Genomic DNA, 13,885 nt, shown 5'->3' with positions numbered 1-13,885 from the left:
TAGGTCACGCTGGCTGATATTCCGGCACCCATTTCTTCAGCCCTGCGCGCACATCTTCATCCGGGGATGTACCCGGCAAAGAAATCCATGCCTCTATCTCGGCTGCGGCTGCCGGTTCAACCTCCCGGGCCTTGGCAATGCGCAGCTTGGGATGAGGTGTGGCGCGAGTGTGCTCTGCATCGGCCAGCAATTCTTCGTACAGTTTTTCACCGGGACGCAAACCGGTGTATTCGATGCGGATCTGATCTTCGGTAAATCCGCTCAATCGGACCATGTTGCGCGCCAGATCCGCAATCCGTACCGGCTCGCCCATATCCAGTACAAAAATTTCCCCGCCCTCGCCCATTGCGGAAGCCTGCAGCACCAGCAAGGCTGCTTCCGGAATCGACATGAAGTAGCGGGTGATATCCGGATGCGTCACCGTCACCGGCCCACCCCGAGCGATCTGCTCCTGAAACTTCGGAATCACGCTGCCGGCACTACCAAGTACGTTACCGAACCGCACCACTTCGATCTTCATTCCGTCATGCTGGGCATGAAGCGATTGGCACATCATCTCCGCCAAACGCTTGGTCGCTCCCATGACGTTGGTCGGATTAACGGCCTTGTCCGTCGAAATCAGCACAAACCGCTCGGCACCATGCTGCTGCGCTACACGGGCCACATTCAACGTACCCAGTACATTGTTGCGCACAGCCTGCCAGGCATTGCCGACCTCCATCAAGGGCACATGTTTGTAGGCAGCTGCATGAAACACCACCTGTGGCTGGTATTGCTTGAATACATCCTCCAAACGCCGTACATCCTTTACATCCCCGGCTAGAGGAATCACCCGGGTTTCCGGGCGATACTGGTTAAACCATTGCTCGATCATGTAGAGAGCGTATTCGGTCTGTTCAAACAACACGATACAGGCGGGAGCAAACCCTGCCAGTTGCCGGCACAGTTCGGAGCCGATCGACCCACCCGCACCGGTAACCAGAACAACTTTGCCTTCCAGCAGTTTGCCGACATGGTCGGTATCAATCTTCACGGAATCCCGGCCAAGCAAGTCTTCAATTTCCACCTTGCGAATCTGGTGAACAGAAACCCTGCCGGACATAATGTCCTCAAGCCCTGGAACCGTCAGTAAATGCAGGCCCACTGATCCACCCAGATCTGCAACTTTTCGCTTCACCTCGGAAGGCGCGGAAGGGATCGCCAGAATGACATGCTGAACCTGCAACTCTTCCGCGATGTCGGGCAATAATTCGATCCCGCCAAGAACCCGATATCCTCCCAGATCACGCCCCCACTTGGCTGAATCGTCATCAAGCAGCCCGACCAGCTTCCAATCCGGGCTTCTTTCCAGCTCCCGAATCAGCAACGTGGCAGCACGGCCCGCGCCAATGACGATGACCGGCTTTCCTTGTCTGCGCATTCCGCCAAACAGGCGATGCTCTTTCCACATCCGATAGCCAAGCCGCCCGCCCCCCATCAGAAACGCCATCAACAACGGATACAGAACCAGCATTGATCGAGGAACTGGTGGTGCGGACTGGAAGATCGACATGAATACCAGCAGCGCCACGGTAGACCCAAGCACGGCTTTCAGTACACGCTGCAAGTCCGGCAAGCTGGCGAAGCCCCACAGCCCGCGATATAGCCCTGCAATCCGGCAAACCATGGCATGTACCGGCCACAACCAAACCAGGCCATACAAAATGGTCATCGAATAAGCAGCATCCCAGGAAAAGTTGAACCTCAACCAGAATCCGCCTAGCCAAGCGGCAACTGCAACCCAATTGTCGAACAGGAATACCAGCGTAGAACGGCTAATAAATTTCATCGAATGTACTTACCCAGCCATGATTTCTGAGGTTCGCGCTTGCGTCGTTGCCACAGCCATGACTTTGGCTATTGCATCTGCAGTGTTCTGCACATCCTGAAACGTCAACGTCGGGTGGATCATGAACATCAGACTGGTTTCCCCCAACGCTTTGGCCACCGGCAAACGAGATTCAGGTTGCCAGCCATGCGCGGCAAACGCCTGTTCCCGGTATATTTCACTGCAACTACCCGCCAAACAGGGAACACCTTCGGCATTGATCGCATCCAGAATAGCGCCTTGATCCCATCCATCGGCAAGTAGCTCCGGCCTCAAGAACACATAGAACTTGTAACATGCATGCGCCACGTCCGAAGGGAACCGGGGCACACGCACCCCCGGTACATTTTCCAATTTTGAAATCAGAAAAGCTGCATTTTTTTGCCTGGAGGAACGCCACAACGGCAGCTTTTCCAACTGGAGCAATCCAATAGCCGCTTGCATTTCGGTCATCCGGCCGTTGCTGCCGAAAGAGTCATGCAGCCAGCGAAAGCCTTGCGGGTGTTCCCGCCGGTATATGGCATCCCAACTCTTTCCGTGATCCTTGTATTCCCATGCGTTACGCCAAAGGGCTTCATTGTTTGTCACCAGCATGCCGCCTTCGCCGCCAGTCGTCATGATCTTGTCCTGGCAAAATGAAAAAGCGCCGCAGTCACCCATACTGCCTACCGGCCGGCCTTTGTACTCAGCGCCATGAGCCTGTGCACAATCCTCGATCACCTTCAGATCATGTTCTTGAGCAAGCGCCATAATGGAATCCATGTCGCACGGCCAGCCTGCCAAATGCACGGCCACGATGGCCTTGGTACGCGGGGAAATTGCAGGCCGGATCGTTTCGGCTGTCAAATTTTGGGAGATTGGATCCACATCCACCACAACCGGCTTGGCGCCGACAGCTACGGCGCAACTGGCCGATGCAATAAACGTGCGGCTCGGCACGATCACTTCATCTCCGGCACCCACGCCCATCGCACGCAGTGCCAATTCCAAAGCCACCGTTCCGTTACTCAGCGAAATGGCATGTTTGACACCCACAAAGCGCGCAAATGCTTCTTCAAAATCCCGGCAGAAATGGCCTGTCCAGTAGTTCACCTTGCCGGACTGCAGCACCTTGCCAACGACGGCAACTTCATCCTCTGCAAAAAAAGGCCACGGAGCGAATTGAGCCTTGCTCACCGGTTCACCACCGTAAATCGCCAACAAATTTCTCATTTCACTCATGTTTTCCTATCCTTGGGCGTGCAGGCGTACCTACCACAGTCATCCCATCCGGGATATCACAAATCACGGTGGCCCCCGCCCCAATCGTGACCCCCGCCCCAATTTTCACACACGGCACCACAGTACTGCCAGCGCCAATCATGGTTCCATCGCCAACGACCACTCCGCCACACAGCGTGGTGCCGGGAGCTATGTGCACAAAACTTCCAATTCGGCAGTCATGGTCTACTGTCGCGCAGGTGTTGATAATTACATGCTCACCGACCGTCGTATCGGGATTCACCACCGCCCCGGCCATCAAAACCGTTCCGCAGCCCAATGCCACATTGAAGCCGATGCACGCCGAAGGATGAATTGCCACGGCGAATTTCGCACCATTGTCATGCAACCAGCGCGCCACATCACGCCTGACCATGTTATTCCCTATGGCAACCAACCCCGTATCGGCCTTGCCCTTGTGTATCGGGAAACATTCCTTGCTCCCAACCACCGTAACCCCACGAAGCATACGCCCCGGAGATTCAGGATGATCATCCAATAGATATACGACTTGATGCAGCCCCTGCTTTTCAACAACATCAAGGATGACCTTTGAATGCCCGCCTGCACCAAAAACAAATATGCCGTTCATTTATTGTTCCCGGTAAATTTTTCCATGGTGGCGACCCCCGGCTGATTGATGTCTTTTGCCTGGAATACCCGCACCACCGTCAACCAGAGAATTTTCATATCCAGCCAGAACGAGCAGTGATCTACATACCAGACATCCAAACGAAAACGCTCTTCCCACGAAATCGTATTTCGCCCGCTGACTTGAGCCCACCCGGTGATACCAGGACGCACATCGTGCCGTCGTGCCTGCTCTTCAGAATATAGAGGTAAATACTCCTCCAAAAGCGGGCGGGGCCCCACCAGGCTCATGTCACCACGCAGCACATTTATGAGTTGCGGCAATTCATCCAGGCTCAGCTTGCGTAACACAACGCCAAACCTTGTCAGTCGCAAATCGTCCGGCAACACGTTTCCATCAGCATCCACGGAATCGAGCATGGTTCTGAATTTGTAAATACCGAATAATTTCCCGTGCCGACCAGGGCGAATCTGCCTGAAGAATATAGGGGAACCCAGCTTCCACCGCACCATGACAGCGGTGGCGGCAATCACGGGCAACAATATAATCAAGAGGGTAAGCGCAATACAGAAATCAAATGAGCGCTTAAACATGCCTCCCCCTTTCCCTGAGCAAGGCATCAAGATATGCGATCAGTGCACTTGTCACCAACCCGGACGGGAAATCGCGCAGCGCTCGCTGTTGCGCTGCCAGCCCCAGGCAGTCCCTGAGTTCGGAATTTTCTGCCATCGTCGCCATTGCAGCCAGTAGCTGATCTTCAGACCCGGGCTCAAACAACACCCCGGTCACCTCGTCCTGAACCGCATCGGAAACGCCATAAATACGGGTGGCTATTGCCGGGACCGCACATGCAGCGGCTTCAATAATCACAGAACCAAACCCTTCCCTATGGCTGGGCAGGCAAAATACATCAGCCATGGCCATGTAGCGCTCTGGTTCGGCTGTAAAACCAATCAAACGCAATCGGCCTTCCACGTCCGAGCACACCTTGCTTACTTCCACCTGCAGGCCTTCCTCGTCGGGCCCTACCAGCACCAACCAGACATCCGGCCTTTGGGATGCCAAGCGGGAGAAAGCCCGCGCCAGCTCGGGGATGCCCTTGTCACGGTTCAACCTTCCCAAATAAAGAAAAACCACCGCATCATCAGGTATTCCCAGCTCTGTGCGAACGCCCGACCGCGCAGAGGGACTGGGTTGAAATCGATTGGTGTCTACTCCGCATATGGAACCATTGGCCAGCACTTTGATTTTGTCTGCAGGGACCACGCCTTCCGCAATCAGAAAACCACGCTGCGATTCACTATCCGCCAGAACATGTGTCGCACAGGATGCGGTCACGCTATCTGCCATTTTGAACAGCCAGCGCGCCAGCCCATGGCGGGTAGCCCATACTTGCCCGGTAAAAATATGTACCCTGACAGGCGTTTTGGCCAATCTTGCCGCAATCATCGAGAGCAACCCTGCTTTCGGGGTAACGGAAAGGACCAGATCAGGATGCCCTTGCCAGAAATTTCGCCAAAGTGAAAAAATGGCACGAATGTCCCGCCAAGGGGATATTTGGCGCTCAATGGGTACAGGTGAAAAATGGACGTTCTCAGAAACGAAATTTTCCATTGATTTGGCATTGCCATTCGCCAATAAAACCACTTGGTTTGACTGGCGCAAAGATTCAATATGCCGTTTGAAAAAAGCATGCAAAGACATTGGCGCCGACGAGACCAGGTAAACTCGCGGCTTATTTTTGCCCGGAATTGCCATATACACCCATCCCCCTGCGATCAAACCAGACCACGAGCCCAAGAGAAACAAAGCCAACTACACATGCAATAATCGAAGCCAGGCTGCCAGAGTAAATGGCACACCCCATCGCAACCACAAGCAGACCCATCAAGGCAAATGGTACCGCCGCGCCGATCCAGCGCACGCTCTCGCGCAATCTGACACATGCCATTTTATTTTTATGCAAATCAAAAAACTGCTGCCACCCGATGACGCCAGCCATTATGAATACAAATAAAAAAACATATCTCACACGATACAAGGAACCAACATTGGCAATCGTAAACCCAAGCACAGCCATACAACTCAATGAAAAAATCAACAAACCGATAAGCTTCTTGTTAAAACCGGCCGAAAGCAAAAGAAAAACCCCGGGCGCAAGAAGGTACCAAATCAAGGTTTCCGCCACTGCCACATAACGCAGCGCCCCATTTTTTTCAAACCACTTAGACGGAAAAGGCGCAAACATGGCAATTTGCGCTGCCCTGGGTAAATACAAAATGACATCGACAAAATTATTTGGACGCACATCGACATCGATCATGGAGGATGCATTGGCCTGTAACGCATTATTAATCATACCTGCACGCGTCTTGGCTACAATCTCCATAAACTTATCCAACTTGCTCGGAATAAATGACGTCGGCTGCCACTCCCACGGGGTTTCCGATAAATTATTCCCTGCAAAAAAACCACCATTCCAACTGGTATAACCCATTTGATCCCCTTTGGGCGCGACCTGAATAGCAAGCGCGATGCCAGCGATTAGCAATAACTTCAACGTCATCCGCTTGCAGGCAAATCCCCCATGACACACATACTTCACCGCCTCACACAATATTTCAAAAAGAAACATGGTAGCAAAACCGATTAAAACAAAATACAAATGATACGGTCTCACCATAACCGACAAAAAGACAGCCGCGAAAAACTCAAAGACAAACAACCAGCCAGTATTGTTCAAATCATCCGACTTCAGCCACACATTCAAAAACAACAATGTCGAAAAAATTGAAAATCCATCCTTATGTATCTGACCGTACCAATTCAACGATGACGGAAAAACAACAAAAAACGTGGCTGCAATAATACCGGCGCGCGCCCCAATATTACCCGGAATTATCAACGCACTGATTCTGACAATCAGAATACCGCCCGCGGCATGAAGCAATGCATTAATCAGTATCATCCATGCAGGATCAAACCCCAGCGCCGCGTAAAACGCCGCAAGAAGGCTGGTATTCCCTGTCGCACCATACGCGGGATAAAACTTCCATGCACCCCATCCGTTCGAGATGATCTGATTTGCCAACTTGACTGCGACCTCGTTGAAATATTGGGCATCCCCCGGAAGCAACCCATTCACGGCGTGCAATGACGGCAAAAAAGACAAGATGAATTTTTGGAAAATAACAGCAAGCGCTATGGAGTAACAAAAAAATAGAATGAAATATTTCAATTTCACGTCAAACGATATCCCGTTCCGCATAAATCACGCCCTTTTGCTTACAAGTACCATCCTGATTGACCAGGCAGTCTCAAACACAAAACCCAGCAAAGCCATTGCCATTGCAAAAACCGCCAATCCAGGCTGGCCATTTTCAAACAAAAGCAACGCCAACGCCAAACCCACCCATGTGCAAATAACCCGCACCGCCGACAACGGTTCGATGTTTTTGGAAAAAACCGCGTCCACGAGCAGCATAATTGATGACAATGCCATTCCGGCAGCAAGCCCCAAGGTTACCCCTCCAACGCCATATCTATCTTTAAACCAGAATGACATGGCCACACCAAGGATTTGCCCCAAAAAAGCTGTAATAAATATTTTCCCTACACGTCTTTGCGCCAGCGCATAATTCAACAACAACATGCACGCAGCAAAAAAAGGCAATTGCAAGCTGGAATAAGACATGACTTGCGACACAACATCTACGTCAGAGGGGAGAAATGCTCCACCAACAAAAACAAGCTGTACAATATTTTTTGACAAAAAGAACAAAGCCACAACAAATACAAATGAAACAATTGAAAGAAATGAAAATGCCAATCTCAGCAATGTTCTGGCACTCTCATCCATCCCTGAGGAAATATCCCTTGAAAATCTCGGCAAAACCACAAAACCCAAGGTTACCGTCACAATTCCATTACAAAAAACAGCGACCTTGCTGCCTAATGTATACGCCGAAACGGCTGCATGACCTATCAATTCAGCTAGCGCGGTCCCGATCAATGGTGTAGCAAAAAGGCAAATACTCATGACCACCATGGCAACATATTGCCTGACTGCAATTTTATCAACAATTTTCCATCTCACCGGCTTTCCGATTTCCAGCGGGAATCCGCATCCGGACAGAATCCATTTAATAATCAAAAAATTCGCCAGCTGCCCCAATAGCATACCCATGCCCACCGAGATCACCCCCAGCGAATCAGACCACAACAGCAGGGGGATAATGGCACATACAGGCACCACCGCTTGTGCCAGTGATGCCACTCTCGCCCGTCCTATCGAATTAAGCGCCGCATTGCCCAGTACAACATTTCCGCTCATGGCCAGCATGGCGCATGACATCAACAGAAGCATTACAAAATAGCCCCCCCGGTTCACAGCGAACTCGCGATGCAGGCTATAAACAAGACATGAAAAAAATGTAAATATCGAAACCAGTAACATCCCCAAAAATATCGTTCTTGATACATCGGAAAACCAGACCGAATTTTCCCGGTCTGACAGGATCGTTCGCCGCCTGACTATTTCAGGAACAAGAGTGGCATTAACAGGCCCAGCCAACACACTTGCCAAAAACATGGGAAGTACACTGCCAAGCTGATATAAGGAAACAGCCTCCCCCACACCAAAACACCGCGCCATCAGAATATCGCGAAACATCAAACCCAAATATCCAAGCGCAGTCAATCCGCCAACCCAAATTCCGGCATTAAATATTTTGGCAAAACTAAAGTTCATCACATTGCAATCACGACCGGCATTTGAATCCGCCCTTGATTTCAGATCAACCCTCGCCCACAACTTCCAAAAACCCACACGATCCGCAAAATTCATCAAGACACGCCAGAACCAGTGCATCCCCAAATATGAAACATTCTCTCGAATTCTATCTTGCAATATTTCGTTTCCCGGCATTTTACTTCGAATAAAATGCCGGGCCATCCATACGAATAAAACAAATCCACCGCTCCAAAAACTTCCAGGACAAATTCCATTCCGCTGGAGAAATTTTTTGACAACCTCCAGCTCCCAGTGCGATATATTTACATAGTTTTTTGACAAACCACACTCGTTATAATAATAAAAATACAATGGCAACTGTATATCAACAACTTCAACGCCCGCATCCAGCAATCTAAACCAAAGATCGAAATCCTCGCATGAGCGCAAATTTGCATCATACCCACCCAAACTCATGAACAACGATTTTTCAAGCATCATGGATGCGCCAGTCAGATGATTTCCGAACCGCATGCGCTTTGTATGGTTTACTTTGACTGTCCTAATTTTTTTCGCCGAATACAGATTTACCGGCGGGCGGGTGTTGATTGTTGTTTTCGCCACACGACAGGCAACGGCCCCCTTGTCACACAATTTCCTTAATTGAAATTCGATTTTTTGAGGATGCAATTCGTCATCCGCATCCAGAAAAGAAATAATCTCGCTTTTGGCAACGCGTACGCCATTGTTGCGGGTTGCCGCGAGCCCGACATTTTCCGGATTTTTGACATAGGTGACTTCCGGATAGGCTTGCAGCACCGCCTCGATAGCCTCGGTTTCAGGTGAGTTGTCATTGACGACGATGATCTCGTCTACGGGGTGAGTTTGCGCGCGTACCGAATCCAGCGCCCGGGCCAGCGTGGCAGAGTCACGGTAACAGGGGATGATCACACAGACTTTGTTCAAGGCGATTCCCATTGGGTCAGACGCGGGACAGGTGTTTCAGGTATCGATACACATAGCGGACCGCATTGGTTCCACAGGCCAAATGCAACACATGCAAGAATCCTTTGGCGATCCGTCTAGCCGTTTTCCCCATCAATACTTTTCTGCAATAAACCAGCTCGCTGAGTAAAAAGCGTTGTGTCATTGCGGTCATGCGCGAACGGTAGCGAAAGAAAATCCGGCGGCGGCCAGAATAGGCCGACCCGGGGTTGCCTGTAATGCGAACGCCCCGGTGCGGAACATAGCGGACCAACGGCTGGTCGCACACCAGTATGGGGCCCTGGTCATAAAGCTTGAGCCACAAATCCCAATCCTGCCCGCTGCGCAGTGATGGATCAAAACCATGAATTGCTGCCAGCGCACTTTTTGTGGCCAGACACATGGAGGCACCACCAAGATGGTTGGCGCGCAGCAATTGCTGGGCGTCGGAAGGAGGAACGACGCGTACCCCGCGCAGGATCGAGAACGGATATTCGACCACGAAACCGCACGAAACTGCCGATGCGCCGGGCTGGGCCTGCAGCAGGGTCATTTGCGCAGCCAGTTTTTCCGGCAGCCAGATGTCATCATCATCCAGAAAGGCAATATACACCCCGCTCGCCGCATCGATCCCTTGGTTGCGCGCTCCGCCGCCGCCGCGAGGATGGTCGTTGCGGATCAGATGAACACGCGGATCTTCGGCCGCAAGCGATGCCAAATAGGCGGGCGTAGCATCATCGGATGCTTCGTCAATCACAATGATTTCGATATTCGGCCAAGTTTGGGCTTTGGCGGAAGCAATGGCTTGCGACAACCGCTCACAACGATTCCGGGTGGGGATGACCACACTGACGAGTGGTGGATTAGCCTGCTGCATGAGCCTGATACCAGGTGGCAAAACAATAGAGAGAGAATACTTCACCAGCCCAATATGGGTCCTGTTCTGCACCGGTTTGCCACAGGTGATCAAACCGGATGCCGTTCAGCATGTCCACGTTTTCCATGGTCATGATCCGTTCGCGGAAGCGGTAGCGATTGCTTTCTATCCAGTAGCGCATCGGACCGGAAAAGCCTTGTTTGCGGGCGCTAAAGGTACGTTCGTCCAGCTTGCCGCGTGCCATCCGGCGCATGAGTTTGCGGGTTTCCGCCTGGTGCTGGCTAACGTGCAACGCGGGCGGAAGGCTGTAGCTGGCAGCGATCAGGTCAATATCCAGCAGGGGCACACGGCCTTCCACGGTATGGGCCATGGTGAGCTGATCGAGCAACGTCAGCAATTCATCGGGCAAATAGACCTGCAGGTCGAACAGCATGTTTTCGTACAATCCCGGCGTACCAGCGATGGGGGGCGGGAATATGTCTTGCGCCAATGTTTCAAAAAAAACGTTCAATCCACCACGGCCCGACAACAATTGCCCGGCCAGCTTGGGTGAGCCGCCGGTGTAGAGCATCATATCCAGTGCAGGATGGCGCAGCCGCGCGCCCAGCGGGCCATCGCGGAACAAAGTTCGACCCAGTGCGTGACGGATGCTGCGCGGCACACAATAAAACAGCCGGCGCTGGCGCGATGCCCCTACATACCGCGAATAGCCCCCAAACACTTCATCGCCGCCCGTACCGCTCAAAAGTACTTTGACGCCATCTTCTGCCGCCATCTGCGACAAACAATAGGTGGGCACCATGGCACTGTCGGCAATCGGCTCGCTCATGCAGGCTATGGCTTTGTCGAGCATGTCCATGACTTCGTCGCTACGGATCACGCGCTCGTGATGAATCGTGCCATACCGTGCCGCCAATGCTTTCGCGATGGGCAATTCGTTGAATTGCCGCCCATCGTCAAAACCCACGCTGTAGGTATGCAAGCTTTGGGTATGCTGCGCGGCAGACGCAACGATCATGCCACTGTCGAACCCGCCCGATAGCAGTGCACCGACCGGAACATCGCTTTGCAGTTGCGCGGCAACAGCCTTATCCAGAATGGATTGCAACTCGACTGCTGCATCTTCAGCAGAGATGTTGCGTGTTCCGGTCGCTGGCAGGCTCCAGTATGACCGGATTTCTGTTTTGCCACTGCGCTCGACCCGCATGCAGTGGCCCGGCAACAATTTGCGCACCCCCGCAAAAATACTCAGCTCGCGCGGCACATACATCGAAAGGAAATAGCAGGTAACCGATTGCGAATCGAGCGCGGGTGTTTTGCCTGCCACCAAAGCCCGAGCCTCGGAAGCGAACTTGAAGGATTGCTCATCCCGTGTGAAATAAAACGGTTTGATACCGATGGGGTCACGAGCGCAAAACAGGCTTTGCGATGCCTCGCTCCAGATGGCAAAGGCGAACATACCATTGAAGCGGGCCAAACACGCCTCACCCCAAGCTTGATATGCCACCAGCACTACTTCAGTGTCGGATTCGGTACCGAAGGCGTAGCCCAACCCCATCAGCTCCCGGCGCAGTTCACGGTAGTTGTAGAGCTCACCGTTGTAGACGATCCAGTTGCGCTCATCCTCGCTGGCCATGGGTTGTGCCGAATGCGGAGCCAGATCAATGACAGACAGGCGGCGATGCCCCAGCGCCACGCCGGGGTAGGTGGACAGACGTCCGCGTTCCGCCCCGCCCAATACTACGGCGGCGTTATCGCGCCCGCGATGCGCCAGGGCATCGGTCATCGCGCCAATATCGCGCGGCGCAACCGGCTGGCCGCCAAAATTCAAAATTCCGCTTATTCCGCACATGGCGATACCCTGAAAACGGTTTTGATCGTACATGGCAACGTGACCTGCCATGCCAGACAAAGCGCGGGGGCTGCTTGCTCATCGCCATAAGCGGCAGCAAACGGGGCCGCCTGCCATCGTGCGTCGGCTGCGCCGCTCTCTACGGTCAAGCACAGCCCTGCTCCGGCAATGCAGGTCAAATTTTTATCATCCGGCGCAAATTCGGGCGGAAAATGCCAGAACATCTCAATGGCCGCATCGGCGACGCCTTCAATCATGTCCTCCACGATCAGCCCGTCATCCGCAAGCTGCACAGTGCGCCGGTGGATGCCAACCCCCGCCATTCTGGCAAAGCCATCATGCTGCATGCGGAAGCCGCCCGCCGTCATGGCCAATTCAATATGCGCTTTGGCATAAGGCGTGGGCAACCAACGACCTGCTTGCAGCACCGATTCCGCCAATGGCCCCACGCCGTTGACCAGAATGGTATTGTGGCCCTGCGGCCCGCACTGGATACGCGGCGTGGCATTGGCCGCATAGCTGCTTCTGCCGCTATCGACCAGCACAGGCTGCCCTTGGTGCATCCAGATAAAACTGCCCAGATCGCTGTGACCATGCGTGGTGTAATCGATTGGGTAACTGGCGGGAAAACCACAAACAACCAGAGCATCTGCACCCTTGCTGAACAACAGCCAGTCATCCATACGGCCTGGTACATCCGATGGGGTGGTCAGCGCCTCCGGGTAGAGGCTTCGCAACCGCTCCAGGGTCAGTGCCGGGTGGGCGTCCGGTGAAATATCGCCGATATGCGTGGCAGCATCACCCAAGCTGGCGGCCAGTGCACCGGAAGCTTGGGCAACCCGCCGGGATAGCGATGACAACTCGTCCAATGCCTGCACAGCGGCAGCCGCAAGCGCAGGGGTGGCGCGGGCGAAATGCAGGGTATCGAACAGCCAGTTGGTGACTATCCACTGGTAATGCGACGAGCGTTCGCGCAAGAACCCATCCGGCAGGAACAGTGATCGGCTCATGTGAGTAAAGATCAACAATCCGCGCTCGACGGCCTCACTCACCCCCAGCACGCTGCCGGCCACCACCAGCGCACGGGCGTTGTTGAGAATGTGGTTGTTGGTGCGCGCCATGCCGTAATACTCAAGGTGGCTATTGATCCACTGCAGCGAATCGGCAAAAAAAGCGCGGGTTTTCTCTGGGTCAATCTCGCCTTGCACTTCGGGATGGATAGCCAGCAGCGCCGCCAGATTCACAACCCGTTCGCAACAGGAATAGGTTTCCCATGCCGGTTCAGATTTGGCGGGTGCATTGCCAATCCAGGCAGCGACTTGCCGTGCTGCCCGCTGTGCCGCAGCCTTATCCTGTAACACAGCAGCAAGGCAATAGCCAAAACGGTGGTGTGCCAGTGCGGTTTCAGGATCATCTGCCGGTGCAGAAAACACGGGCGGGAGTTCAGCCGTTCGACTATCGGCACCGCGCACGGCGTAAGACGGGAAGCGGAGTGGTTGCGGTTCGCCCGCGGGCAAAGGCTTCGAATCAAGCCATTCCGGCCATTGCTTCAAACCACGATGCGCCTCTTTTCGGAGGCGCAAACGCAGCGTTTGGCTAATCCGGCGAAACACCAGCAGGGCCAGCGAAACGGCGTAATGCAGCCACCGCCAAGGCTGGCGCAGGACGGTTCGGCGGAAATTGGCCGATTCAGCGATAAAGTGCTTTCTGTAACCCGGCAT

10 protein-coding genes are annotated in these 13,885 nt (G+C 53.3%); all 10 read right to left on the bottom strand.

Going from position 1 to position 13,885, the window contains the following annotated elements; translation table 11 throughout:
• Nucleotides 1-4 precede the first annotated feature (4 nt).
• From BMZ36_RS05800 to BMZ36_RS05755, 10 genes are read right to left on the bottom strand one after another with little or no spacing between them, the layout of a single operon-like run.
• A complete protein-coding gene (locus BMZ36_RS05800) occupies nt 5-1,828 on the bottom strand; it encodes a polysaccharide biosynthesis protein (protein WP_091192643.1) in 1,824 nt (607 codons plus the stop codon).
• A gap of 9 nt (nt 1,829-1,837) precedes the next feature.
• The gene (locus tag BMZ36_RS05795; protein ID WP_373277402.1) at nt 1,838-3,043 is read right to left on the bottom strand and encodes a DegT/DnrJ/EryC1/StrS family aminotransferase; all 1,206 of its coding nucleotides are present in this window, start codon (nt 3,041-3,043) and stop codon (nt 1,838-1,840) included.
• 37 nt (nt 3,044-3,080) lie between these two features.
• Nucleotides 3,081-3,719, bottom strand: a complete 639-nt coding sequence (locus BMZ36_RS05790) for an acetyltransferase (protein WP_091192637.1) — start codon at nt 3,717-3,719, stop codon at nt 3,081-3,083.
• Complete coding sequence (locus tag BMZ36_RS05785; RefSeq protein ID WP_091192634.1) at nt 3,716-4,312, bottom strand: sugar transferase; 597 nt, start codon at nt 4,310-4,312, stop codon at nt 3,716-3,718. The genes BMZ36_RS05790 and BMZ36_RS05785 overlap by 4 nt, the downstream gene beginning before the upstream one ends.
• On the bottom strand, nt 4,305-5,477 hold the full coding sequence (locus BMZ36_RS05780) for a glycosyltransferase family 4 protein (RefSeq protein ID WP_091192629.1): 1,173 nt from the start codon (nt 5,475-5,477) through the stop codon (nt 4,305-4,307). Before BMZ36_RS05780 ends, BMZ36_RS05785 begins: the two co-directional genes overlap by 8 nt.
• Nucleotides 5,455-6,963, bottom strand: coding sequence for a hypothetical protein (locus BMZ36_RS05775; protein WP_143085980.1), 1,509 nt, complete (start codon nt 6,961-6,963; stop codon nt 5,455-5,457). The genes BMZ36_RS05780 and BMZ36_RS05775 overlap by 23 nt, the downstream gene beginning before the upstream one ends.
• 27 nt (nt 6,964-6,990) lie before the next feature.
• On the bottom strand, nt 6,991-9,417 hold the full coding sequence (locus BMZ36_RS05770) for a lipid II flippase MurJ (RefSeq protein WP_177187796.1): 2,427 nt from the start codon (nt 9,415-9,417) through the stop codon (nt 6,991-6,993).
• A 16-nt stretch (nt 9,418-9,433) separates the two neighbouring features.
• Nucleotides 9,434-10,312 (bottom strand): glycosyltransferase family 2 protein, encoded by an 879-nt coding sequence (locus BMZ36_RS05765; protein ID WP_091192621.1) that lies wholly within the window; start codon nt 10,310-10,312, stop codon nt 9,434-9,436.
• Nucleotides 10,299-12,197, bottom strand: a complete 1,899-nt coding sequence (gene asnB, locus BMZ36_RS05760) for an asparagine synthase (glutamine-hydrolyzing) (RefSeq protein WP_177187795.1) — start codon at nt 12,195-12,197, stop codon at nt 10,299-10,301. The genes BMZ36_RS05765 and asnB overlap by 14 nt, the downstream gene beginning before the upstream one ends.
• Nucleotides 12,152-13,885: a heparinase II/III domain-containing protein gene (locus BMZ36_RS05755; RefSeq protein ID WP_091192616.1), complete on the bottom strand. Its 1,734-nt coding sequence runs from the start codon at nt 13,883-13,885 to the stop codon at nt 12,152-12,154. The genes asnB and BMZ36_RS05755 overlap by 46 nt, the downstream gene beginning before the upstream one ends.

The sequence above is a fragment of the Formivibrio citricus genome, from assembly GCF_900115065.1.
Classification (GTDB): domain Bacteria; phylum Pseudomonadota; class Gammaproteobacteria; order Burkholderiales; family Chitinibacteraceae; genus Formivibrio; species Formivibrio citricus.
Note: the sequence above shows the minus strand (reverse complement) of the source record. Positions and strands in the feature narration are given on the sequence as shown.

Coding starts and splice junctions, on each gene's coding strand:
- BMZ36_RS05800 (WP_091192643.1), bottom strand. CDS start 1,828: ATGAAATTTATTAGCCGTTCTACGCTGGTATTCCTGTTCGACAATTGG.
- BMZ36_RS05790 (WP_091192637.1), bottom strand. CDS start 3,719: ATGAACGGCATATTTGTTTTTGGTGCAGGCGGGCATTCAAAGGTCATC.
- BMZ36_RS05785 (WP_091192634.1), bottom strand. CDS start 4,312: ATGTTTAAGCGCTCATTTGATTTCTGTATTGCGCTTACCCTCTTGATT.
- BMZ36_RS05780 (WP_091192629.1), bottom strand. CDS start 5,477: ATGGCAATTCCGGGCAAAAATAAGCCGCGAGTTTACCTGGTCTCGTCG.
- BMZ36_RS05765 (WP_091192621.1), bottom strand. CDS start 10,312: ATGCAGCAGGCTAATCCACCACTCGTCAGTGTGGTCATCCCCACCCGG.
- asnB (WP_177187795.1), bottom strand. CDS start 12,197: ATGTACGATCAAAACCGTTTTCAGGGTATCGCCATGTGCGGAATAAGC.
- BMZ36_RS05755 (WP_091192616.1), bottom strand. CDS start 13,885: ATGCCGGGTTACAGAAAGCACTTTATCGCTGAATCGGCCAATTTCCGC.